This is a genomic window from Acinetobacter sp. YH12112 (assembly GCF_013418945.1).
In the GTDB taxonomy this organism is placed as follows: Bacteria; Pseudomonadota; Gammaproteobacteria; order Pseudomonadales; family Moraxellaceae; genus Acinetobacter; species Acinetobacter indicus.
In genome coordinates this window covers 90,306-114,225 of sequence record NZ_VPBA01000001.1, presented here as the reverse complement: position 1 = coordinate 114,225, position 23,920 = coordinate 90,306, and the positions used below count along the sequence as shown (strand labels likewise).

22 protein-coding genes are annotated in these 23,920 nt (G+C 47.8%); 7 read left to right on the top strand and 15 right to left on the bottom strand.

The window, feature by feature from the left end:
- Window positions 1-8 precede the first annotated feature (8 nt).
- Window positions 9-3,698: a methionine synthase gene (gene metH / locus FTU50_RS00540; RefSeq protein WP_104487315.1), complete on the top strand. Its 3,690-nt coding sequence runs from the start codon at window positions 9-11 to the stop codon at window positions 3,696-3,698.
- A 211-nt stretch (window positions 3,699-3,909) separates the two neighbouring features.
- Here the strand turns inward: metH and FTU50_RS00535 are convergent, their stop codons facing one another.
- Window positions 3,910-5,184: a glutaminase gene (locus FTU50_RS00535; protein ID WP_180046760.1), complete on the bottom strand. Its 1,275-nt coding sequence runs from the start codon at window positions 5,182-5,184 to the stop codon at window positions 3,910-3,912.
- Between the two features lie 222 nt (window positions 5,185-5,406).
- On the opposite strand from FTU50_RS00535, the gene FTU50_RS00530 reads away from it, so the two are divergent.
- Both FTU50_RS00530 and FTU50_RS00525 read left to right on the top strand, forming a co-directional pair.
- Window positions 5,407-6,552: a GGDEF domain-containing protein gene (locus tag FTU50_RS00530; RefSeq protein ID WP_180046758.1), complete on the top strand. Its 1,146-nt coding sequence runs from the start codon at window positions 5,407-5,409 to the stop codon at window positions 6,550-6,552.
- 127 nt (window positions 6,553-6,679) lie between these two features.
- Window positions 6,680-7,966 carry an MFS transporter gene (locus tag FTU50_RS00525; RefSeq protein ID WP_152342471.1) on the top strand — a complete coding sequence of 429 codons (1,287 nt, stop codon included), beginning with the start codon at window positions 6,680-6,682 and terminating at the stop codon, window positions 7,964-7,966.
- A 61-nt stretch (window positions 7,967-8,027) separates the two neighbouring features.
- Here the strand turns inward: FTU50_RS00525 and FTU50_RS00520 are convergent, their stop codons facing one another.
- The gene (locus FTU50_RS00520; protein ID WP_005179441.1) at window positions 8,028-8,525 is read right to left on the bottom strand and encodes a DUF2505 family protein; all 498 of its coding nucleotides are present in this window, start codon (window positions 8,523-8,525) and stop codon (window positions 8,028-8,030) included.
- A gap of 106 nt (window positions 8,526-8,631) precedes the next feature.
- Entirely contained in the window at window positions 8,632-8,928 is a 297-nt protein-coding gene (locus FTU50_RS00515) for a hypothetical protein (protein ID WP_152342472.1), read from the bottom strand.
- A gap of 141 nt (window positions 8,929-9,069) precedes the next feature.
- Here FTU50_RS00515 and FTU50_RS00510 point away from each other — a divergent pair, with 141 nt between their 5' ends.
- Window positions 9,070-9,990, top strand: coding sequence for an alpha/beta fold hydrolase (locus tag FTU50_RS00510; protein WP_180046756.1), 921 nt, complete (start codon window positions 9,070-9,072; stop codon window positions 9,988-9,990).
- On the opposite strand, the gene FTU50_RS00505 is transcribed toward FTU50_RS00510, so the two are convergent.
- Window positions 9,991-10,458 carry a hypothetical protein gene (locus FTU50_RS00505; RefSeq protein WP_075167098.1) on the bottom strand — a complete coding sequence of 156 codons (468 nt, stop codon included), beginning with the start codon at window positions 10,456-10,458 and terminating at the stop codon, window positions 9,991-9,993. It abuts the gene before it with no gap.
- Between the two features lie 312 nt (window positions 10,459-10,770).
- Here FTU50_RS00505 and FTU50_RS00500 point away from each other — a divergent pair, with 312 nt between their 5' ends.
- On the top strand, window positions 10,771-11,217 hold the full coding sequence (locus FTU50_RS00500) for a GNAT family N-acetyltransferase (protein ID WP_045796254.1): 447 nt from the start codon (window positions 10,771-10,773) through the stop codon (window positions 11,215-11,217).
- Between the two features lie 15 nt (window positions 11,218-11,232).
- On the opposite strand, the gene FTU50_RS00495 is transcribed toward FTU50_RS00500, so the two are convergent.
- The 4 genes from FTU50_RS00495 to FTU50_RS00480 all read right to left on the bottom strand — a co-directional run bounded on the left by FTU50_RS00495 (window position 11,233) and on the right by FTU50_RS00480 (window position 15,299).
- On the bottom strand, window positions 11,233-13,113 hold the full coding sequence (locus tag FTU50_RS00495) for a diguanylate cyclase (RefSeq protein WP_180046754.1): 1,881 nt from the start codon (window positions 13,111-13,113) through the stop codon (window positions 11,233-11,235).
- A 117-nt stretch (window positions 13,114-13,230) separates the two neighbouring features.
- A complete protein-coding gene (locus tag FTU50_RS00490; protein ID WP_005179461.1) occupies window positions 13,231-13,572 on the bottom strand; it encodes an FKBP-type peptidyl-prolyl cis-trans isomerase in 342 nt (113 codons plus the stop codon).
- 125 nt (window positions 13,573-13,697) lie between these two features.
- Entirely contained in the window at window positions 13,698-14,228 is a 531-nt protein-coding gene (locus FTU50_RS00485) for a YaeQ family protein (RefSeq protein ID WP_016659315.1), read from the bottom strand.
- Between the two features lie 63 nt (window positions 14,229-14,291).
- The gene (locus FTU50_RS00480) at window positions 14,292-15,299 is read right to left on the bottom strand and encodes a GTP-binding protein (protein ID WP_180046752.1); all 1,008 of its coding nucleotides are present in this window, start codon (window positions 15,297-15,299) and stop codon (window positions 14,292-14,294) included.
- Window positions 15,300-15,755: 456 nt separating this feature from the next.
- Here FTU50_RS00480 and FTU50_RS00475 point away from each other — a divergent pair, with 456 nt between their 5' ends.
- Both FTU50_RS00475 and FTU50_RS00470 read left to right on the top strand, forming a co-directional pair.
- Window positions 15,756-15,968, top strand: coding sequence for a hypothetical protein (locus FTU50_RS00475; protein WP_104471182.1), 213 nt, complete (start codon window positions 15,756-15,758; stop codon window positions 15,966-15,968).
- Window positions 15,969-16,281: 313 nt separating this feature from the next.
- A complete protein-coding gene (locus FTU50_RS00470; RefSeq protein ID WP_180046750.1) occupies window positions 16,282-17,886 on the top strand; it encodes a bifunctional 3-(3-hydroxy-phenyl)propionate/3-hydroxycinnamic acid hydroxylase in 1,605 nt (534 codons plus the stop codon).
- Window positions 17,887-17,956: 70 nt separating this feature from the next.
- Here the strand turns inward: FTU50_RS00470 and FTU50_RS00465 are convergent, their stop codons facing one another.
- The 7 genes from FTU50_RS00465 to FTU50_RS00435 form a co-directional block, all read right to left on the bottom strand.
- Window positions 17,957-18,574: a glutathione S-transferase family protein gene (locus FTU50_RS00465; RefSeq protein ID WP_005179481.1), complete on the bottom strand. Its 618-nt coding sequence runs from the start codon at window positions 18,572-18,574 to the stop codon at window positions 17,957-17,959.
- A gap of 145 nt (window positions 18,575-18,719) precedes the next feature.
- Complete coding sequence (locus tag FTU50_RS00460; RefSeq protein ID WP_005179483.1) at window positions 18,720-19,613, bottom strand: LysR substrate-binding domain-containing protein; 894 nt, start codon at window positions 19,611-19,613, stop codon at window positions 18,720-18,722.
- A gap of 11 nt (window positions 19,614-19,624) precedes the next feature.
- Window positions 19,625-20,824: an MFS transporter gene (locus FTU50_RS00455; protein ID WP_168370091.1), complete on the bottom strand. Its 1,200-nt coding sequence runs from the start codon at window positions 20,822-20,824 to the stop codon at window positions 19,625-19,627.
- Window positions 20,825-20,828: 4 nt separating this feature from the next.
- Entirely contained in the window at window positions 20,829-21,410 is a 582-nt protein-coding gene (locus tag FTU50_RS00450) for a TetR/AcrR family transcriptional regulator (protein ID WP_104488704.1), read from the bottom strand.
- A gap of 153 nt (window positions 21,411-21,563) precedes the next feature.
- Complete coding sequence (locus tag FTU50_RS00445) at window positions 21,564-22,079, bottom strand: acyl-CoA thioesterase (protein WP_005179490.1); 516 nt, start codon at window positions 22,077-22,079, stop codon at window positions 21,564-21,566.
- A gap of 286 nt (window positions 22,080-22,365) precedes the next feature.
- Complete coding sequence (locus FTU50_RS00440) at window positions 22,366-22,545, bottom strand: hypothetical protein (RefSeq protein ID WP_225876368.1); 180 nt, start codon at window positions 22,543-22,545, stop codon at window positions 22,366-22,368.
- Between the two features lie 269 nt (window positions 22,546-22,814).
- Complete coding sequence (locus tag FTU50_RS00435) at window positions 22,815-23,846, bottom strand: patatin-like phospholipase family protein (RefSeq protein ID WP_180046748.1); 1,032 nt, start codon at window positions 23,844-23,846, stop codon at window positions 22,815-22,817.
- Between the last annotated feature and the right edge of the window lie 74 nt (window positions 23,847-23,920).

The window sequence follows — 23,920 nt, the reverse complement described above, 5'->3', positions numbered from 1 at the left end:
GGTTTTTTATGTCCACGCTTGCTACCCTGAAAGAACTTCTTGCCAAAAGAATTTTAATTATCGATGGTGCCATGGGTACCATGATCCAACGCCATAAATTGGAAGAAGCCGATTATCGTGGTGAGCGTTTTGCTGACTGGGCCTATGACCTGAAAGGCAACAATGACCTGCTGGTACTGACCCAGCCGCAGATTATTCAAGGTATTCATGAAGCCTACCTAGATGCCGGCGCTGACATTATTGAAACCAACAGCTTTAACGGCACGCGTGTTTCCATGGCGGATTACCACATGGAAACGCTGGTTCCGGAAATTAACCGTGAAGCTGCGCGTCTGGCCAAAGCTGCCTGTGAAAAATATTCAACACCGGAAAAACCACGTTTTGTGGCGGGTGTCTTGGGGCCAACGTCACGCACCTGTTCAATTTCACCAAACGTGAATGATCCGGCATTCCGTAATATCACTTTTGATGAACTCAAAGAAAACTATATTGAAGCCGCGCACGCCCTGATTGAAGGCGGTGCCGATATTCTGCTGATTGAAACCGTTTTCGATACCCTGAACTGTAAAGCGGCAATTTTTGCGGTAAAAGAAGTCTTTAAACAGCTGGGCCGCGAATTACCGTTGATGATTTCCGGTACCATCACCGATGCCTCAGGTCGTACCTTAACCGGCCAGACTGCTGAAGCGTTCTGGAACTCGGTGCGTCATGGTGATTTACTCTCTATTGGCTTTAACTGTGCCTTAGGTGCAGATGCCATGCGTCCACACGTAAAAACCGTGTCCGATGTGGCTGATGTCTTTGTTTCTGCACACCCGAATGCCGGCCTGCCAAATGCCTTTGGCGGTTATGATGAAACCCCGGAACAAACCGCTGCCTTCTTAAAAGAATTTGCCGAAAGCGGCTTAATTAATATTACCGGTGGTTGCTGTGGTACCACGCCGGATCATATCCGTGCCATTGCACAAGCCGTTGAAGGCATTGCACCGCGTCAACTGCCAGAAATTGAACCTGCCTGCCGTTTAAGTGGTTTAGAGCCATTTAACATCACCAAAGATTCCTTGTTCGTGAACGTCGGTGAACGGACCAACGTCACCGGTTCGAAAAAATTCCTGCGCCTGATTCGTGAAGAAAACTTTGCCGAAGCGCTGGATGTGGCCCGTCAACAGGTTGAAAGCGGTGCACAGGTCATCGACATCAACATGGATGAAGGCATGCTCGATTCACAGGGCGCGATGGTGCACTTCCTGAATCTGGTGGCCTCTGAGCCGGACATTTCCCGTGTGCCAATCATGATTGACTCATCTAAATGGGAAATTATTGAAGCCGGTCTGAAATGTGTACAAGGTAAAGCTGTCGTCAACTCGATTTCCCTGAAAGAAGGTTATGACGAGTTTGTCGAAAAAGCGCGTCTATGCCGTCAGTATGGTGCTGCCGTGATTGTGATGGCCTTTGATGAAAATGGTCAGGCCGATACTGCCGCACGTAAAAAAGAAATCTGTAAACGTTCTTATGATGTGCTGGTCAATGACGTGGGCTTCCCGGCTGAAGATATTATCTTTGACCCGAACGTGTTTGCGGTTGCAACCGGTATTGAAGAACACAACAACTATGCGGTGGATTTCATTGAAGCCACGGGCTGGATTAAACAGAATCTGCCACATGCCATGATTTCTGGCGGTATTTCTAACGTGTCGTTCTCTTTCCGTGGTAATGAGCCAGTGCGTGAAGCAATTCATGCCGTGTTCCTGTACTATGCGATTAAACAGGGCCTGACCATGGGTATTGTAAACGCTGGTCAGCTAGCCATTTATGATGATATTGACCCGGAACTGAAAGATGCGGTTGAGAACGTGATTCTGAACCAGAATCAGGGTACCAGCGGTCAGGATGCTACGGAAAAACTGCTGGAAGTCGCGGAAAAATATCGCGGTCAGTCGGGCGTTAAAAAAGAAGAAGAAAACCTGGAATGGCGTAACCAGCCGGTGGAAAAACGTCTGGAATATGCGCTGGTCAAAGGAATTACCACCTTTATTAATGAAGACACCGAAGAAGCCCGCTTAAAAGCCAAACGTCCGCTAGATGTGATTGAAGGTCCACTCATGGACGGTATGAACGTGGTCGGCGATCTGTTTGGTGCCGGTAAAATGTTCCTGCCGCAAGTGGTGAAATCGGCCCGTGTGATGAAACAGGCGGTGGCCTGGTTAAACCCGTACATCGAAGCAGAAAAAACTGTGGGCGAGTCCAAAGGTAAAGTGCTGATGGCCACGGTAAAAGGCGATGTCCACGATATTGGTAAAAATATTGTCGGTGTGGTCTTGGGCTGTAACGGCTATGACATTATTGACCTAGGCGTGATGGTACCGGCAGAGAAAATCCTGCAAACCGCGATTGATGAAAAAGTCGATATCATTGGCCTGTCGGGTCTGATCACTCCATCTTTGGATGAAATGGTCTTTGTGGCCAAAGAAATGCAGCGTAAAGGCTTCAATATTCCATTGATGATTGGCGGTGCGACCACCTCGAAAGCACATACGGCCGTGAAAATTGATCCACAATATTCCAATGATGCGGTGATTTATGTGGCTGATGCTTCACGTGCTGTTGGTGTGGCAACCACCCTGCTGTCACAAGACATGAAACCAGCCTTTGTAGCAGACACTCGTGCTGAATATGCCAAAGTACGTGAGCGGATTGCCAACAAGCAGCCTAAAGCGGCGAAACTGTCTTATGCAGAATCAATTGAAAACGGCCTGAAAATTGACTTTAAAGCCAATACACCGGTAAAACCAAACTTTATTGGTACCCAAACCCTGACCAACTATCCGCTGGAAACACTGGTTGAATATTTTGACTGGACGCCATTCTTTATTTCATGGAGTCTGGCCGGTAAATTCCCAGCCATCCTGACCGATGAAGTGGTGGGTGAAGCAGCGACCGATTTATACAATCAGGCGCAGGCGATGCTAAAAGATATTATCGACAATAAACGCTTTGATGCGCGCGCGGTATTTGGCCTGTATCCGGCCAACCGTTCCGGTGCAGATTCAGTCGAAGTGTATGATGCAACAGGTACGCATGTCACGCATACTTTCCAGCACGTTCGTCAGCAGTCAGACAAAGTCACTGGCAAACCGAACCTGTCACTGGCCGATTTTGTCGCGCCAAAAGGTGAAGCGGAAGACTATTTAGGTGGCTTTACCGTGTCGATCTTTGGTGCAGAAGAAATGGCCAATGAGTACAAAGCCAAAGGCGATGACTACAATGCCATTCTGGTACAGTCTTTAGGTGACCGTTTTGCCGAAGCCTTTGCCGAGCATTTGCATGAACGTATCCGTAAAGAGTTCTGGGGCTATCAGGCCAATGAACAACTGTCAAATGAAGAGCTGATTAAAGAGAAGTATGTCGGGATTCGTCCTGCACCGGGCTACCCTGCTTGCCCAGAGCACTCTGAAAAAGCGCCTTTATTTGACTGGTTAGGCTCAACTGACAAGATTGGTACGCAACTGACCAGCAGCTTTGCGATGTGGCCACCTTCATCAGTCAGTGGTTTCTACTATGCCAACCCTGAAAGCCAGTACTTTAACGTGGGTAAAATCGCAGGCGACCAGCTTGAAGATTATGCGCAGCGTAAAGGTTGGACACTGGATGAAGCGAAACGTTGGTTAGCGCCAAATTTGGATGATTCGATTTCTTAAGAATCTCTCTAGTCCTCTTTATTAAAGGGGGAACTAAAAATCCCCCTAAATCCCCCTTTTTCAAAGGGGGACTTTGTCATGTGATTAAATGAATTACGAATCCAAAACCACCATCAAATTCGCGTAAAGTTCCCCCTCTGCCTCTCAGGAGAGGGTCAGGGAGAGGTATTTAAAACAAAGCGCCAGAAAAGTTGAAGGAGAGGCCCTTTCCTCATTCATACTGTTGCAAATAACGCTCTAGCTCTTCCTGAACCAGCACCGCTGCATGCTTCTGAATTTGCGTTTGACTTAACAGTCCTTCCGAATCAACCACCACCACACGATGTCCATCTTGCTGCAAACGCTCTACTCCTTCAAACAGCATCCGTGCACCCACATCATGAATTAAGGTGAGGTTGGTCAGATCGAGTACAATCGTCGTATCACCCGGTGGCTCTTCCTGTAAATTGCGCAGCAACATTTCTGACTCGGTAAACTGCAACACTCCGCGCAGTTCATAGACGCGAACATCATCATTTTTTCCAGCCCAATAACAGCTCTGAATAATGGTTTGTGCGGAAGGCGTCCCTTCCATCAGATGCAGGCCCATATCGGCAGATAAACGCTCAAAAATATCAATCCCGCGGACACTGTTGCCATGTTCATCCACGCGCGGTGAAAATACTGCAATACCGACCTGCCCTGGCAGCACACCAATAATCCCACCTGAAACGCCGCTTTTGGCCGGAATCCCCACCGTGGTGAGCCAGTCTCCGGCAGCATCATACATACCACAGCTCAGCATCACGCTTAACACCTGCCGCACCACGGCCCGATCCAGTAAACATTCGCCCGTTTTCGGATGTAGGCCGCCATTGGCCAAGACACTGGCAATGTGTACCAAATCCTTAACCGTGACTTTAATTGCACACTGCTGGATATACCCATTCACAATCTCGACCGGGTCAGTGTCCAGTGCACCGACAGTACGCAACATATAGCCAATCGACAGGTTCCGGAATGCGGTCTTCATTTCGGAGGTATAGACCTGCTCATCAAAACTTAATTCCCGTCCGGCCAGTTCACTTAAAAAACGGCGCAGCTGCTCGGCCCGTGAAATGCCAGCCGTAGTTTGAATTAATGAATGGGTGGTAATCGCCCCCGAGTTGATCATCGGGTTTTTCGGAATATTCAGTTCTTTGTCTAAGGAAATCTGGTTAAAGGCCTCGCCAGAAGGCTCCACACCTACTTTTTGCAAAATTTCCTCAATCCCTAACTGCTCCAGCACCAGCGCATAAGCAAAAGGTTTGGACATGGACTGGATGGTAAATTCATGACCATCATCACCACTGGAATAGATCATGCCATCTGCGGTGGACAGGGCCAGCGCCAGCTTGTTAGGATCAGCCTGTGCCAGTTCCGGAATATAATCGGCCAGCTGCCCGCCCGCATTGCGCTGACATTGTGACAAAACATGCTTTAAATAATCTGGAACAGGCGTTTGCATAGGATGGGTCCTTTTTGGGCATTATCATTGTTGTAGATGGCAACTTTATTTTATACCGCAAGCCGGTGCATTTTGGCCCGGCAGTTACAGCATCGCTACACGCATCGCTTTTCTAAATCTTCTTGATTCAATTATGCGCTCAAGATTGTGCACTTTTTTAGATCACTGTCTGGGAGAAGCTGCTATGATGGCGCGATTTTTTGACTTACCTGCAATTTGTTCATGTTAGCCGAAAATTTCTCCCTCTACAGTGCGCTAATCCCGCTGTTTATGATGGCCTTTGGCAGCGTCATTCTGCTGCTGTGGCTGTTCCAGCCAATTCCCACCTATTTTCTGTGGTATGCCGCATCGACTCTGTGTACGGGTCTGGCCGTACTGATCATTACTGTGGTCTCCGCCCAAGTGTTGCCGACCTTTAGCTTTATTCCGTCCACGCTGCTGTTTATCAGCTGTGCGATGTTCACCCATGCCATTCATTTACGGCTGAATGTGACCACGCGCTGGGCGTTTCTATTGGTACTGATTACCATTGCCGAATCAATTTATGTGTATTTTTCGGTGTTTGATGAGCAATATGCACAGCGGATGCTGGTGCTGACCATCACCATTACCCTGATTTTTTCGCATAATTTAAAGGCTTTATATCAGGTCAAGCTCAAGCAGAAACTGGATCGCCTGTTACGCCTGTCACTGTTGCTGTTAAGTGCGGTGATTGCGCTGCGCACCCTGTATCTGTTTGTGGTATTACAGCCGACCAACCAGATTTTAAGTAACAACTTGGTCGCTGCCGGCACCCAGCTGATTATTCTCTGCCTGAGCCTGCTGATGGCCGGGCTGCTGTTTCATAGTGCCTATCAGGATATTTTCCAGCAGCTGCAAAAAGAACGGAATCTTGATCCATTAACCGGCTTGCTGAATCGCCGGGCGCTGGAGGAACGGCTGAAACGCTTAAAACAGCACAGCCGTTCCAGACAGAATGCGATTATTCTGTGTGATCTGGACTTTTTTAAGCAGATTAATGATCAATATGGCCATAAGGTTGGCGATGTCGCGCTACAGCATGTCACCGAAATTATCAGCAAAGCGGTACGCAAATACGATGAAATCTGCCGGATGGGCGGTGAAGAATTTCTGATTTTACTGCAAGATACCCCGCTGGATATCGCAATTCAGGTGGCAGAACGGATTCGCAGCGGCATCGAAACCACACCACTGATTCAGAGTGGTCAGGTCATTTCAATGACCGGCAGTTTCGGCATCAGCTTTTTCCAGCACTTTGATGAGTTTTCTCAGGCCGCGCAGCAGGCCGATTTATTGTTATATCAGGCCAAAAATCTGGGCCGCAACCAGCTGCACTGGCAACAATAACAATCATCCACACGTGCAGACTTTTATAACTATTAGTTTATTTTTCCCAAATAAAGTTTGATTATTCATAGCTATAGCTCTTCTTTAAAATTACGGTTCCTGTTTTTAATCCTGTCAGAAGATACGCATGGATGCTACTCCCCGTTTAAGCCGCGAAGACAAACGCACACTTGGCCTGTCCTCACTCGGTGGTGCACTCGAATTTTATGACTTTGTCATTTATGTCTTTTACGCCAAAATTATTTCCGATCTGTTTTTCCCAAGCACCCTCAGTCCATTTTGGGCCATGCTGAATACCTATGGGATTTTTGCAGCCGGTTATTTCTTCCGTCCGCTCGGCGGTGTGGTGATGGCGCATTTTGGCGATTTAATTGGCCGTAAACGCCTGTTTAGCCTGTCCATTTTATTAATGGCTCTACCCACGCTATTTATTGGCATCATGCCGACCTTTGAAAGCATTGGTTATGCCGCGCCATTATTGTTACTGCTGATGCGCGTGGTACAAGGTATTGCTATTGGCGGAGAAATTCCTGCGGCCTGGACCTTTGTTTCTGAGCATGTGCCAGAAAAAAGAATTGGTTTTGCCAATGGTCTGCTGACCGCCGGCCTGTCCTTGGGGATTTTACTCGGCGCGTTAATGTCGCTGTTTATTTCACTGCAATTTACTGCGGCCGAAATTCAGGACTGGGCATGGCGTATTCCGTTTATTGTTGGCGGGATTTTTGGTCTGGTGGCGCTGTATTTACGTAGTTATTTACATGAAACCCCGGTATTTAAAGCCATGCAGGCACGCAAGGAACTGGCCAAGGAATTACCAGTGAAACAGGTGCTGGCGCAGCATCGTAGCGGTGTGGTGATGGGCATGTTCTTTACCTGGTTCCTGACCGCCTGTGTGGTGGTGCTAATTTTGGCCATGCCAAATCTGCTGGTCGGTGCATTTGGTTTTGACCGCGCCGATGCCTTTAAAATGCAAAGTGCCGCCATTGTCATGCAGATGATTGGCTGTATTGTGGCCGGGCTGCTGGCCGACCGTTTTGGTGCTGGGAAAGTCATTTTATTCGGCTCCCTGCTGGTCGCTGCAATTGCCTCACTGTTCTATAACAGCCTGGGCCATGTTGAAGCATCAACAATCTTTATGCTGTATATGCTCTTGGGTCTGGCCTCTGGAACAGTCGGGATGGTGTCATATAGCATGGTAAAAATGTTCCCGGCACAAATCCGTTTTTCCGGTATTTCATTTTCTTATAACGTGGCTTATGCCATTGCCGGTGGCATCACCTTACCGCTGGTGCAGTGGCTAAGCCTGTATAGCAATATTGGCGCGCTATATTATATCTGGGTGGTGTGTCTGGTGGCGTTTATAACCGCCTGGTTTTATCAGCAGCGCTTTGAGCGTGCCCGATCTTCGGTTTAATCCACCTCAAAACAAAAGAGCCCGGATTCATCCGGGCTTTTTATACAAAGATGTGCAGATTTTAACTTTTTAAATTCTTCTTGAGTTCATCTTCAACAATATTAATTTCCACTTCGCTAAAGCGGCGAATTTCACCTTCTGCATGTTTTTCCAGCATCCCGCCAATTAACGGCACTTTCACTTTTACTGTCCAGTTCAGCTGGATCTGAATCTGCTGATCATTGCCCGTCACCGAACGTGCGCAGCGGGCCTCTAAGGGCAAGTTCGCACCTAAATCAATGGTCGAGGTCAATGCACTCAGATTGGTGACATCGGTGCGCTTTAAACGAAAAGCATCTTTTAGCAGTTTTTTGGCGATGTCTGGAATATTCACATCCAGGTTATAGGCACGGCGCAAGGTGTAAATATCACCATTGATCTGCGATTCCAGAATCTCCAGATTTTCCCCCGGAATGCGTTTGCACACATTTTCATGTAATGCAGTATTTGCAGCCAGCTGTTTGAATTCGCTCAATGAAACACCCTGAATGGTGGCATTGACAGTAAATTGATGCGCCATAGTTGATCCCTGATTTTATCTTTTTCTTCGGTCTTGTTCTTGGTGGGGAACCTGCTGTTGCAGCCGGTTCATCGCCTGTTTATTTAAAAGAATTCTGCACGCGCTGTCATTGGCTGAATGTGGTCGGATTGTTCTGGTGTCGGCCATATTCAATCCGCAGCATCTCACCGGCATCAATCCGGACAAAACAGTCCAGATAATCAATCCGGGCATAAAACTGTTCAGCACCATCATCCAGTCCGGTCACCGACCAGCGAATGCCGGCCGGAAACTGCTCAAGCCAGCCCGACTGATAAAAATCAGCAACTGAATCAAAATGCAGGCCCTCGGCAGCGGCCTGTTGCAGACGCTGTGCCACCTGTTCAAACCTGGCCTGTTGCTGCTGGCGAAAATCAATCAGCATGGCTTATCTCATCCTGCTTTTATTGCTGTTTATTTCTATCGCTGTTTATTTTAAACCTTCTGGCCGATGAACGCGCCAGTTTTGACACTGCCCCTCTGCAACATTCAAACTAGAGCCAGTCTAAAAATATACGAGTTCAGGATGAACACCACTGCTTCTGCAATTCACACATCGCCGCTTGAAATCAGCAGCGTTACTTTCCCGGCCAGCGATGGTTATCTGCTGACCGGCACCTGTTATACCCCGCCGCAGGTTAAGGCACAGCTGCTGGTGGCCTGTGCAACCGGCGTGCCGCAAGCCTTTTACCGCCGCTTTGCCGAGTACATGAGCCAATATCAGTATCAGGTGCTGTGTTTTGATTATCGCGGTGTGGCCAAATCGGCACCCAAACGGCTGAAAGGCTTTCAGATGTCTTATCTGGATTGGGGCAAACTGGATCTGGCCGGTGCGATTGCCTATTTTAAACGTGACCAGATGCCGCTATTTATGATCGGTCATTCCTATGGCGGACAAGCGCTGGGATTGGCACCGAATCATGCGCAGGTCACGGCACTGTACTGTTTTGGTACTGGCGCCGGCTGGCATGGCTATATGCCGCTGAAAGAAAAAATTAAAGTGCAGTTTGTCTGGAACCTGATTTTCCCGCCAATGGTGGCCCTGGCCGGTTATTTGCCATGGAGCAAGCTGAACATGGGCGCAGACCTGCCGCTGGGCGTGTATCAGGAATGGCGTAAATGGTGTAAAAATCCGACCTACTTTTTTGGTGACCCGGCACAACAGACGCTGTTTGAATGTTATGCACAGGTCAAAACCCCAATTTATGCCGCTTCTTCACTGGATGATGACTGGGCCTTACCCAATTCCCGGTATGCCTTTATGCAGCATTATTGCAATGCCTCAGTGAAAATGATCAACCTGAGTCCGCAGCAGTTTGGCTTAAGCCAGATTGGGCATATGGGCTATTTCCGCCAAGGTGCAGAAAAAATCTGGGATCAGGTGGCAGCCACGTTTGCCTCATATCTGCCATCCGATACAAACACCGGAGTGAGCATTTCACCGTAATCAGGACGATAAAGACAGGCGCTGCTGGGTTTCACGGCCCTCCCGATCCACATGGGTGATAAAAATACCGTACTGGCTGACGTAATATTCCAGCGACTGTTCATAGAAGGTCCAGTAAATGGTCCATTCGCCCAGATCGGTATCTGCAATCCGGGTCTGGGTTTTGGCCGGCATTTTACGCAACACCTGTTCCTGCAGCATCGGGCCATCCTCTTTATGCTGTACAACTAATGCGTCCTGCATAAAGATGTCCGCCACATCATCAAACAGCTGCTGTTCATAGGCAGCGACTTCTTCAATCACCTCTTCAACCGGTCGCGGGCATTTCTGGCTAATCGGGCCTTGTACCATATTGCAATAGGCAGCCTGATGTTTCTGAAAGGCACGGTTAATTCTGATTTTAATCATGACTTTCCACAGCGCATAAAAGGCCAGAAAAATCAGGAGGATTGCCAGTATTTTTGCCATAAGCCCGCTTACCTCAATGGTTCGGTTCTCATTTCCCAACGTTTGGTCTCGTGTCTCTTATCTCAGCGCTCTTGCAGATGGATCATGCATGAAAATAATGAGGATGATTCCATGCGCTCATGAAAATGATTCAATCGCATCTACGCTGCCAAACTGCTGTCTTTTTATTCATTTTGACACAAAACAGTATCAATCCCCCAATAAAAAATTCTCACAACGCCTAAAAAACTGCGCAAATCACAACAAGATTGTCATTTTGTTGAAGGTTTATTTACATTCAAATAGGTGCTTGTTTATGCCTTTACCAACACAATGATTAGATCCGCTCGAATTCAAGATGTCCCGAGCCTTATTCGCGTTTTGCACGACAGTATCCGATCCTGTAGCCTCGATCATCAACATCGTGAAATCAAGATTCAACGCCTGCTCGAAAATAAAAATCAGGAAAATCTGCTGTTACTGATGCACTATAACAACTGCTGGGTGTATGAGCTTCAGCATCAGGTGGTCGGTTTTATTCTGGCCAGCGATCAGGGTGAAGTATTAATGAATTATGTCGCACCCGATGTCCAGCAGCGCGGTATTGGCAAGCTGCTGCTCAATGAAGTGCTGCATTATTATCAGCAACGCCAGATGAAACGGATTGTGCTGGCCAGCACCCGCACGGCGCTGCCCTTTTATCAAAAATATGGCTTTCAGATTCAGCCGCAGGCAATTGAGCCTGTTTTACATATTCCTTTGGTCAAATATCTGGACTAAAGATTTTTCTCTGGCTTAATGTCCGGCAATCCTGCACTGATCCCGGCCGGCTTCTTTGGCCAGATACAGCTGCTGATCGGCTGCTTTCATAAATTCCAGTACACTGGCATAGGGCTGCTTGCCGGTCATCCAGGCCACGCCCATACTGACCGTAACATAGTCTTTCGTATCCTGACGGGCAATGTGCTGCATTTGCTCGGCACGAACCGCCTGTAATACCTGTGCCATCATCGGCTCTAATAAGGCAATTGGGACATTGTGCAGTATCAAGGCAAATTCTTCACCGCCATAACGTGCCACATAGGCATTTTCAGGCAAGGCACGATTTAAGATCAGCACCAGCTGCTGCAAAACCTGATCTCCTTTTAAGTGGCCATAATGGTCGTTATATTTTTTAAAATAATCGACATCCAGCATCACAAACGCCAGGGTATATTCAGGCTGCTGACAGGTCTGCTCAAAACGTAGCAGGATTTCATCATTCAAGGCACGGCGATTATAGGCACCGGTCAGCGCATCAATTTTTACCTGCAATTCCAGCTTGGCATTTAACTGACTTAACTGGGCGGTACGTTCCTTGACTTTAACATCCAGCGAATTATTCAGGCTCAGCAAACGGTTATTCAGTTTTTCAATATAGGCGGTATCACGCGCATAGTTACGTGCCTGCTGCAGCATAATCAGCAAGGCATACAGACTGGTAGAAATAAACGATAAAGCAATTGATTCAATCAGGTTTAAGGCCAGCAGCAGATCATGAATAAAGCTGCCAAACAGCAGCAACACTGCACATACGGTTAATTTGGAATAACTCAGTTTCTGCCGCAAAGTTTCGGCAAAACCGTAGATAAAATTGACTAGCACCAGCAGACTGAATAAAGAACTCCATAACGCCAGCTGTTCCAGCACCATCGGCGGTGCCCACAATGCAGCGACCAGATTAATGGCAATAAGCAGCAGCGCAGCACAATATACCCACCGATGCAAATAACGCTGGTTAAACAGGAACATATAGCTCAAGAAAAATAAAATGGCCAGAAAACTGAACAGATATTGCAGCCGCAATCCCCAAATCCAGTTAATGTCGGTAAAGGCGGTATAAGCATACGGGGCTGCAAACAGGTTATGCAGTGCCAGAAACACAATAAAAATGCCAAATACAAACATACTTTGTGCATTCGGCGACATCACCCCACGGAAAAAGGAAAAGACCAGGGTAAACAGTCCAATCCCGAGCACCCCACCGCTGATCATGGCCACGCTCATCATCAGGCGCTGGTATTGGTAGTTTATGGTACGGCTGAGTCCAATTTTTATTGAATGTTCCAGCCCGCCCCTGAAGTTCTGGAAACTGGAGGCCTGAATCGCCAGGGTAAAATATTCACTGTCGGCAATAAAATAGGCAAGCCGATGACTATTGCCGTTTTCATGGCGGGCAGCATCAGGACCGGCTTCCCCCACGCGTGCCAGCGGCTCACCATTTAAATACACCCGGTAGGCACCCTGCTGGCTAGGCATCCAGATCGCAATGCGGCGACCGACAAACTCTTTTGGCAACTGAAAATGCCCAATAAATGTGCCATAGCCTTCCATTTGGCCAGTCAGTTGCTGAAAAGAAGCCGGTAAATGCACCCGTTCTGCAGTCAGTACTGCACTGGGCTGTTGAATAAACTGCTGATTGTAAAACAGCCACGAGCCATCCAAATTGGTGCTGGAGCGTTCACTAAACTGCAGGGTCGTAATCAGCTGCTGCTGATAATAGGAGTCTGGTGGGGAATCATAATGTGCTCGCGCCGGAGCAAGGCTGAGTGCACACAGACACAGCCAGGCCATCAACAGGAGAGGAATCCGAAAGTACGCGCGCTGTTCCAATAAAATGATAATCCCTGCAGACATTGGAAAGGAATAATTTTAATGTACTGTGTATTGAAGGGTTTTCAAATTACTTTTTGCACTATTTTTGCACAAGCCGACCAGAGACATCCTGTTCTCCGGTCAGGGAATGTGGAAGGCTTATTCGTCGCGGGTTTTCACGTCAAATAATTCAATTTCAAAAATCAGGTTGGAATTGGCCGGAATAATATTGCCAATTTTACGTTCGCCATATGCCAGATGAGATGGCACGATCAGCTTGCGCTTACCGCCAACTTTCATCCCGAGAATGCCCTGATCCCAACCTTTAATCACACGGCCGGTACCAATCACGGTTTCAAAATAGTTACCGCGGTCAATGGAAGAGTCGAACTTGGTACCATCTTCCAGCCAGCCGGTATAGTGAGTGGTAATTAAAGCGCCTTTGACCGCTTCTTTGCCCTCACCCACTTTTAAATCAATAATTTCTAATTCTTTTGACATGCGCCTGCTCTCTTCAACCAAATCAATTGTGCATGAGTATAAAAGGAATTGATGACAGCTGCATAATTTAGGCCGCTAAATTGCAGCCGTTTATTGACCTGACACCACAGCAGCAACCGGATGGGTTACTGCAACTGTTCCCATTCAATCACAGCCTGGGCCTGATCGCCAATTAAGGTCCATTCGCCATCCATCACATTTAACTGTAGCTGCATGGTACGTTCACACAGTTGCTGAATTGCTTCGGTGGTGGCGGTAGACAGTTTCCAGACCTGAACATTTTTCAGGGTTTTCAGCTTGCTGGAGCGTTTATACCAGTCATCGACATTGCTGCCATAGGCCACCACCGCCACCTGTTGGCAACGGGCGCTGGCTTTTTTGACCTTGTCTTCATCCGGGCAGCCGACTTCAATCCAGTTTATTAGCTGACCTGTGAGATCTTTTTGCCACAGCGCCGGCTCATCGGTTTCAAACAGGTCTTTGGTGAATTCCAGTGCCTCATCGGCATAGCGGGCAAATGCCAGAATACGCACCATCAGGCGCTCGATGGTTTCAGACGGATGCAAGGCCATGGTGAGCTGATAGTCACCATATTGATGCACATCCATATTGGCAATATTTAAATCTGCTTTATAAATTGTTGCTTTAAGCGCCATACACGTGATCCTCAAATTTGGCGCCTAGCATATCGGATTTTGCTGCCCCGTGCTGAACAGATTCTAGGCAGTATTGTCAATACGACAGGCCAGCAGCTGTTCCTCAAACGCGCTCCAGTCCCGGGCGTTACGATAAATCAGCTCGATCCGGTTATCGGTATTTTCGGGCGATGACTGATAGTTAAATTGCTGCGGATTGAAATTAAAGGTTTTCCAGCCCTGATTGGTGTGAAAAATTGCTTTAATCCGCAACCAGTCCTGCTGCTCACAGAGCAGATCCAGCAATGCATAAAAGTCAAATTGCCAGCGCCGGGAAAATTTCCAGCCGGCCACCGAATACCCCTGCGCCGTTTCCACATAATGATAGGGCAACTGTTTAATTTCCGGCAGCTCTGCCTGTGCCGGCAGTGTGCGTTGCAGCTGCAATAAAGGCTGGATTTTACGCTGGATGCCGACATGGGCCAGATCAATTTCAGCCAATGGCAGCTGACCGTTTTCAGCAGCTAGCCAGCGCGGTGCATAGGCCTGATATTCCTGCTTTAATTTTTCCAGGCCCTGTTCATCTGCCGGCTGCATCTGATCCGGATGTGAAATCACAATAATCTGGGCGGCTTTTAACTGGTCGGTATACAGGTTTTGCTGGGTCCAGTCGGCATCGTGCAAACGTGAACCATCCACCACCGTGACCAAGGCGCGCATATCCAGATGGCTGTGCCAGTGCGGTTCGGTCAGCTGTTCCAGTAATTGCAGCGGATGGCCCAATCCGGTAGGTTCAATAAACAGCCGGTCGGGCTTGGCTTCATCTAGCAAGCGTGACAAGGCAATCTGCATTGGTAACTGGCTGCTGCAACATAAACAGCCACCGAGCAGTTCCTTAATTTCAAAACCTTCACTTTGCGGCAAAATCTGCTGGTCGATGCCGATCTGGCCAAATTCGTTCATCAACACCGCCCAGACTTCCTGCTCCGGTTTTTGACGCAGCAATTGCTGTAACAGCGTGGTTTTCCCGGCTCCCAGAAAACCGGAAATAATATGGGTTGGAACGGCGCATGTCGGTGCAATCAGTTTCACAGGTCTACTCTTTGGCTGGGCAACGTTTGCATGCTATGCAAGATTGCCATGTGGTTCAAGCCAGCACTGCGGCTTTCTGGCTGAGATTTTTTCAGCTTGAGCCAGAAAATGCGCCTACCTTTGCTATCTTTTAGAAAAATTTAATTACATTTATCTGCCCGCAGTTTTTTCCTGTAACGCTGCAATATCGGTAGCAATGTAATTTTATTTATCTCGGCATGGGGATAGTTCGAGCTATCTCCTCTGTAAGTTCGCCGATTTTAGATGCAAAAAACGGTAAATTCTTACCCAATTGCTACATTTTCTTCATTCATGTAGAGCCAATGTTAAGCAGATTTTTTGCTTTGTTGCTTCGATTGCTCAATCTCCTACTGCGGCATAGCATGAAGCCTGTCCTCGATGCAGGTGATGTGCATACGAGGTCAACTCTAAAATGAATATTAAAGGATGCCTAACATGAAATTAACTCAAATTTTACTTGCGACCACGTTTGCGGCTGCTACCGCAACCACTTTTGCTGCACCGGCAGCACCAGCCAATACCCAAACTGAAGACAAAGTGATTGTCAGCACCCAGGAGCAGCCAGCAGCAGCGGCCAATGCCGGGGCAGCAGATCAGCCTGCGTCTGAAGCCGTATCAAGCGATGACAAAGAAAAAACTGCACGTTAATAGTTACCATACTGTGCGTTGCTATTTTTGATGGCAGCACCGTATTAAATACCATTGTGTGAAGGTGAAACCGCTTTGATGCGGTTTCACTTTTTTATGGAAATGGTCTTTTTACTATAGAAATAAATGATCGTAACATCATCCTGAATGATTGTATTTTTATTATAAATATTCATCTAATCAACAAATTATAAAAATCATCTTATTTACTATCCTCTACAGTCGACCTCTGTTTCCACTATGGCATAACTTGTTGAATCCCAGCCTTTCACCGTTAATGGACGTTAATCTGACGTGATGGATGGACCTCGCGATGAACACAACAAACTATACAACTGAAGTGGCAATTCTGGGTGCCGGTCCGGTCGGCTTAACCATCGCCAACTATTTAAGCAAACAAGGTATTCAGGTGATGGTGGTGGAACAGCTGGATCGCCTGATTGATTACCCACGCGCCATCGGGATTGATGATGAATCGTTGCGGACTATTCAGTCTTTAGGTCTGGTCGATCAGGTCTTGCCACATACCACGCCCAATCATGCCATGCGCTTTCTTACCCCAAAAGGCCGCTGCTTCGCCGATATTCAACCGCTGACCCGCGAATTTGGTTTCTCGCGCCGTAATGCCTTTATCCAGCCGCAGGTTGATCAGGTGCTGTTAAACGGCTTGACCCAATATGAACAGACCCAAGTGCTTTTTTCCCGGGAACTGACCGAATTTATTCAGGATGCCAACGGCGTGACGCTCAAACTGCATACCCGTGAGGGTCAGCAGGAAGTGATTCAGGCACAATATCTGATTGCCTGCGATGGCGGCAATTCTCTGGTACGCCGTCGTCTGAATATTGCCTTTGATGGTAAAACAGCTCCGAACCAGTGGATTGTGATTGATATTGATAATGACCCACTGGCCACGCCGCATATTTATCTGTGCTGTGACCCGGTGCGTCCTTATGTGTCCGCCGCCCTGCCGCATGGCATCCGCCGTTTCGAATTTATGGTGATGCCGGGCGAAACCCAGGAAGAACTGAGCAAACCGGAAAATATCGCCAAGTTACTGTCTAAAGTCTTGCCAACCACCGATGGTATCGAGGTCATTCGCCAGCGTGTCTATACCCACAATGCGCGTATTGCCGAAAAATTCCGTGTCGGCCGGATTTTACTGGCCGGTGATGCAGCACATATTATGCCGGTGTGGCAGGGTCAGGGCTATAATAGCGGCATGCGTGATGCCTTTAACCTGGCCTGGAAAATGGCGCTGGTGATTCAGGGCAAAGCCGCTGCCGAGCTGCTCGATTCATACCAGATTGAACGTAAAGACCATGCCAAAGCCATGATTGATTTATCGGTGATGGCCGGGCATGTGCTGGCACCGCCAAAACAATGGCAAGGTATTATCCGTGATGGTATTTCCTATGTGCTGAATTACATCAAGCCCATTAAACAGTATTTGCTGGAAATGCGCTTTAAGCCGATGCCGAAATATCAGGATGGCGCCCTGTTGCCACAAACCGATAAACACTCGCCGGTCGGTAAAATGTTTATTCAGCCGCAGGTACAACTGGCCTCAGGTGAAACGGTGCTGCTGGATGACGTACTGGGCAATGACTTTGCGATTATCGCCTGGGGGGTTGATCCAAAATGGGGACTGTCTGACAGCAGCATGCAGCAATGGCAGAAACTGGGGGTGAAATTTATTCAGGTAATTCCTGCGGTGCAGCTCAAACATCCACAGCCGAAACACTCTGCAGATGTGATTACCATTGGTGATCTGGGCACAGAAATTCGCAGCTGGTTTGGCAAAACCACAGGCTCGGTGGTAATTTTACGCCCTGACCGTTTCGTTGCGGCGCTGGCAATTCCGCAAACCCTGGAAAGTACCAGTCAGCAACTGTTCCAGAAACTGCATGCCCAATAAGATGAACCCTTCAAAAAACCACGCTCAGGCGTGGTTTTTTGCTATTCGCGCTCATGTTCATGCCGCTGTTTCAATGCTGATCCAGCTGCTGAAACCAGATCACCTGACTTAAGGATGGCCGCTGCGCCATCCATTGCAGATACGGCCGGAATTCTTCCAGATAAGGAATGGCCTTCAGAGCAATGGCATAGGCCAGCCAGTACGCCAGATACAAATCTGCGGCACTCATACGCTCACCGAGCAAATAGGGGTTGGCCTGCTGCAGTCCCTGTTTTAAAAACGCCATCAGATCTTCCGGCAATCCCATCCCTAAACCGCGTTTATGCTGTTCGAGCTGGGCCTGACTGATCTGGAAATTGCTCAAGTCAATCCATTCGGTTAATGGGCCATGACAGAAAAATAGCCATTTGAAATAGGCGCCGCGCTGCGGATCATCCAGGGCCGGGGCCAAACCTTGTTCAAAGAAATGATCAGCCAGATAGGCAAAAATTGCCGGGGTTTCACTAATAAAAACCGGGCCATCGACCAGTAGCGGCACTTTGCCCAAAGGATTCATGGCCCGATACTCTGGCTGTTGCAGATCTTCCCAACTGACCTGAATAATCTCGATCTGATCCTGAATCTGCAACTCCTGTAATAGCGGCATCAGGGTCTGACCACGTGATTGAGGATGCGTATACAGTTGCATGTGGAGTTCCTCGACAGCATCAATGCTTATATTTTAAGCTTGCTGTCCGGCGAGAAACGCTGTTGATTTGTGTCCATCTTTAACGGCTTCACCAATTTTAAAAAACCGGCTGCGCCGATATGCAGTTAGGCGTAACACACACGCTTTAGCCAAAATCCATATAAAACTGCGCTTTTAACACTTTTAAAATCAGCTCAATCGCTTCGCTGCGATGTTGTTTGCGATAGCTGGCATAGAGGCCAATCATCGGCAGTGGCTCTAATGTATTTTTCACCACAATTTTATCGCCAAGTAGCGGAATCACATAAGCGGGCACCAGACTCCAGCCGACGCCCATCCCGACCAGATTAACGTTCATCAGGATATTGGTGGAATGCTGCACCACATGAATCTCCAGCCTGGACTGCTTTAAAAAGTCCTGAATAATTTTGTACAGCTGCGGTGAGGCGTGCTCATCACTAATCACAAAATCCTGCTGCTGAAAACTTTTGATGCTGATATGTTTTAAGCTGGCCGCCGGAGAATCTTTCGGCACAATCAGGGTCAGTGGTTCATCAAAAATCTGGATTGACTCAAACGCTCCAGATTCATCTGGATAGCGGGTAAAAGCAATATCAATTTCCGCCCGACTTAAGGCCTTAAACTGCTCGGCATCCGGCAGGCTATGAAAATGGATTTTTAAATCGGGAAACTGGGCGCGAATATTCGGCATGATATAAGGAAACACTTTCATTTCAGCCACCGGCACAAAGCCGATATTCAGCTGTGCTTTCTGTGCCTGTGCCACTTGCCGCGCTTCCTGAATGGCTTTGTCGGCATAGTCCAGACACAAACGCGCCTGCTTTAAAAAGGCCTCGCCTTCTGGAGTCAGTTCCACTTTACGGTTGGAACGCAGCAATAACTGTACCCCGACCTCCTGTTCCAGATCTTTAATTTGCTGGCTTAAAGATGGCTGCACGGTATACATTCTGGCTGCGGCCCGGGTAAAGTTCAGCTCTTCTGCCACCGCAACAAAATAACGTAAATGTCTTAATTCCATGTTGAAGCCTCTTAGGGAGCCTGACGCAAGGTTGGTGTGACCATGGCTTTGTAAAGCAGCAAGGTCAACAGCACCAGCACGGCGCAGAGTAAATAGGTCAGCTGGAAGCCCATCCAGGCAATCAGGATGCCCATCAGCACGGAACCGAGTGCCAGCCCCAGATCAAACAGGGTAAAGAACGTTGAAATCGCATGACCCATGCGCTGTTTATTGACCGTTTGAATGGCCACGGTTTGCAGACACGGAAACAAGGTGCCGTAGCCAATACCAATAAACACCGCCGACAGCCATAAAATCCACGGATTAGATAAAAAGCTGACAATCACCAGTCCCATGGCAAAACACACAAAGGACGGATACATCACCGCACTTGGACCTTTACGATCATAACGCTTGCCGACCCACGGCCGCACCACAATCATGGACACAGCAAAGACCACAAAGAACAGACTGGTATAGGCCAGTAACTGCTTGGCTTCACTATAGGCAGTAATAAAACTGATCACGCTGGAATAGGCCAAGGCAGTCAGCATGGCCACCAGCCCCACCGGAATGACCCGGGTTTCGACAATATCATGCAGGCTCAGCCGGGGTTTCGTGGCAGATGGATCAGACAGATTAGCTGGTTTGACCCGATCATCCTGCAGTTTCAGGCTAAGGCAGAACAGAAAACCCATCGCCATAATCACTGCCAGCACGGCAAACAACACCCGAAAACTGGTGAACTGGATGGTGGTTAAGGCAATTAAAGGCCCAAAAACCACGCCCAAATTGGTCGACATCACAAAATAACCAATGCCCTCGCCTTTACGCGCTTCTGGAATAAAGTCACTGGCCACCGGCACCGCCACCGTGGTTAAAATACTGAACCAGATGCCATGTAAAAAACGCACCAGCAGCAGGCTCCACATGCTGTCAATCCAGATATAGCAAAAGGCAAACAGCACAAAGCACAGCTCAGAACCACGAAAAGACAGTTTCTTGCCCAGCTTTTCCACGATTAAACCGGAAAACGGCCGGATGGCAATCGAGGACACCAGAAACAGGGTCAGAGCCAAACCGGCTTCTTTGACCGTGCCGCCCAGATCATTCATGATATAAATTGGTAATACGGCTAGCAGGGCAAAATAATAAACAAACAGAAACAGGTTATTGAAAAGACACAGAATAAATGCACGATTCCATAATGCAGCAGAACTTTGAGCAGACATAGGCTTAGCGCTCCTGCGCATCAATAAGCGGCTGAACCCGGACTGGTGCCAGCACCATCTCAATCAGCTGCTGAATATAGTCGGCATCGGGCATCCGGTTAAAGAAAATAATCTGGTAATGAATCGGTGCATATAGCGTGTCGAGCATCAGTTCAAACGGATACTGCGCCACAATTTCGCCACGCTGAATCGCCAGCTGAATCAGCTTGCGCATCTGTTCACGCCGTGGCAGCAAATATTCACGAAAAAATGCTGCGGCAGTTTCACGCTGCTCGGCCATCACCACCAGTACCGCCCGCCCAACCTGATGGTTCAGCGCCTGACTCAGCTTAAACAATTGCTGGGTCAGGTTAAACTGCAAAGACTGGCTAAAGTCGAGTTCAAAAATCGAGGCGGTTTGCAGCTTAAAGGCATCGAACACCAGTTCGGATTTATGTTTCCACCAGCGGTAGATGGTCGATTTCCCCACACCGGCCCGCGTGGCAATATCCTCAATGGTCAGATGGCTATAGTCATACTCTGCCAGTGCCTCGACCACAGCATTTAAAATACATTGCTGCCGCCGTGATGATTTTTCAGTTTCCATACCCAGCCCAAAACGAAACGATACGTATCGTTTTATAATAAGCCAGTTGGTGCCGGCTGGCGAGTGATTCTTTTGTCGTCTGGTATGAAAAAATTTGGCAATAAAAAAAGACCTGAAATTTCAGGTCTTTCTTCAACACAGTGAAAGTCAGACTTAAATCGACTTCTTGTAAATACTGCAAGATGGATGAGTACCTTCCTGTAAACGCGCCACTTTACGCTGTTCTGCCGCTTCAAAACGGCAGCGTTTCCAGTCATTGTCCAGATTTAAGGCCGGCACCTGTTTGGGTTTGCCCTGCTCATCAACTGCGACCATGGTGAAATAGCAGCTGTTGGTATGACGCACGGTGCGTTTTTGAATATTCTGCGCTTCGACGCGAATGCCAATTTCCATGGAAGTACGGCCTACATGGTTTACACTGGCCAGGAACGTCACCAACTCGCCGACATGAATTGGTTCCTTAAAGTTCACTTTATCTACCGAAAGTGTCACCACATAGCTGCCTGAATAACGGCTGGCACAGGCATAAGCCACCTGATCCAGTAATTTTAGAATTGTTCCCCCATGAACATTACCGGAAAAGTTTGCCATATCTGGCGTCATTAACACCGACATGGTTAATTCAGATTGATCTTCTAAGATGGGTTTAAGCTGATCTAATGGGGACATCTTGTTTTCGGCTCTTATAAAAGACAGGATATGTGAATATTATTATATCGTTTTTAACACAAATTAAATGTTCAATTCGGCAATAAAGTCATCATTATTATTTATGGTGATTGGGGTATTATTTAGAAAAATATATAGTGTTTTGCGCTATTACTTGAATTTTCAATTATTTATCCACATCCCGACACCACTTGAACAGGATTTCAGCAGGCGCGTCAGGAGGTGGATTTTTTCCATTCGGGCAGATGAGTTCAGCCCAAAATTGGACTTTTTACTGCCTGAGCTTTTAAGCCGGGTTGATATGACGCAACATTTCCGGCGACACGTGACCATAATTTAAAACATTTTGTACATCGAGCTGGGCTTCAATTTCATAGGAACCATCGGCATTAATTTTTTTAATGGTAAAAATAATTTGTTCCATGTTGGCCAGTTGTACAGATTGTCCAATGTGTAATTGCTTCATGCTCATGCCCTGCTCAGTTTTAGCTTCTAAGATAAATCGTTATATTCTGATGCGGCCAGTATAAGAGCTTTATTAACAACAGGTAAACTTAAATAGCTGAATTAAAATACACTTATATATAAACTTTAAATATTAATCACAACCTTTTGAGCATGAATCGAAATCCCTTTATTGAATAACATCAGGCAATTAACGCCAAAAGCAAATTGCGATATGAGCATTCTTGCCATTTTTATTCGACTTAAGTTATAGAAAAAACCGGCAGCATTCTAGCGCCCCGAATGTATCTCAACAGTATTTTGTTGCAGGTTATAGGTTTGAATCCGGTGACCATCGGCATAGCCTTTATGCTGATAGACCTGCGAAATCTGCCCCAGCTTGCCATAGGCGGCGACTACACCGGCCTGCATGGTGGCTTCGCGGCCCTGCACATCAAAAATATGTGCTTTTTCGCGTAAATCTGGCTGAATTACAATATCGGCATGTTTCAGCTCTTCCTGAGCCAGATGCTTCTGCATGATATTAATATTCTGGTTAAACAGCCCCCAGACATGGGTGGTTTCGGTATACATCGGCTGGGCCAGAATATCGACCGCAATCACAATGTCCGCACCCAGTTCGCGGGCGACATTTACCGGCACCGGACTGACCAGTCCACCATCGACATATTCGGCATCGGCAATTCGGGTCGGAATAAACATGCTTGGAATGGACACCGAAGCCCGTACTGCCTGTCCGGTATTGCCGGCATTAAATACCACTTTCTTGCCCTGTTTTAATTCAGTGGCCACCACATACATCGGAATTGGCAGCTGCTCTAACGGCAACTGGTTGACCTGCGTATTGACATAGTTCTCGACTTTTTTGCCATCGAAGAAGCCTTTCATATCCAGCTTGATGTCACGGACATCATTGGCCTTCATGTTCAGGGCAATCTGACGCAGCTCATGCGCGCTTTTGCCGCTGGCATAAATCGACCCGACAATACTGCCGGCACTGGTCCCGACGATAAAATCCGGACGGATGCCATTTTGTTCCAGCACTTCAATTACGCCAATATGGGCATAACCGCGCGCGCCGCCGCTGCCCAGCACCAAGGCAATGACCGGGTCCTGTCCGGTATATTGCGGCAACGTTTTAAAGTTCATGCGTGCGTTCTGCTGGCTGGCCTCTGCCATTGCCGGGGTTGCCATTAATTGGGAGGACACCCGCTGATGCTGTTCTGGCAGATGCTGACAGGCGCCTAAGGTCAGCATGACTGCCCCCATCACACTGATAAAGCCAAGATTTTTATTCAACATGGATTCCTCGATCTGAACTCGACAGGCCTGCTGTAGTCTAAGGAGATTTTCTGCAGTGCATTGTTTAAATTCGT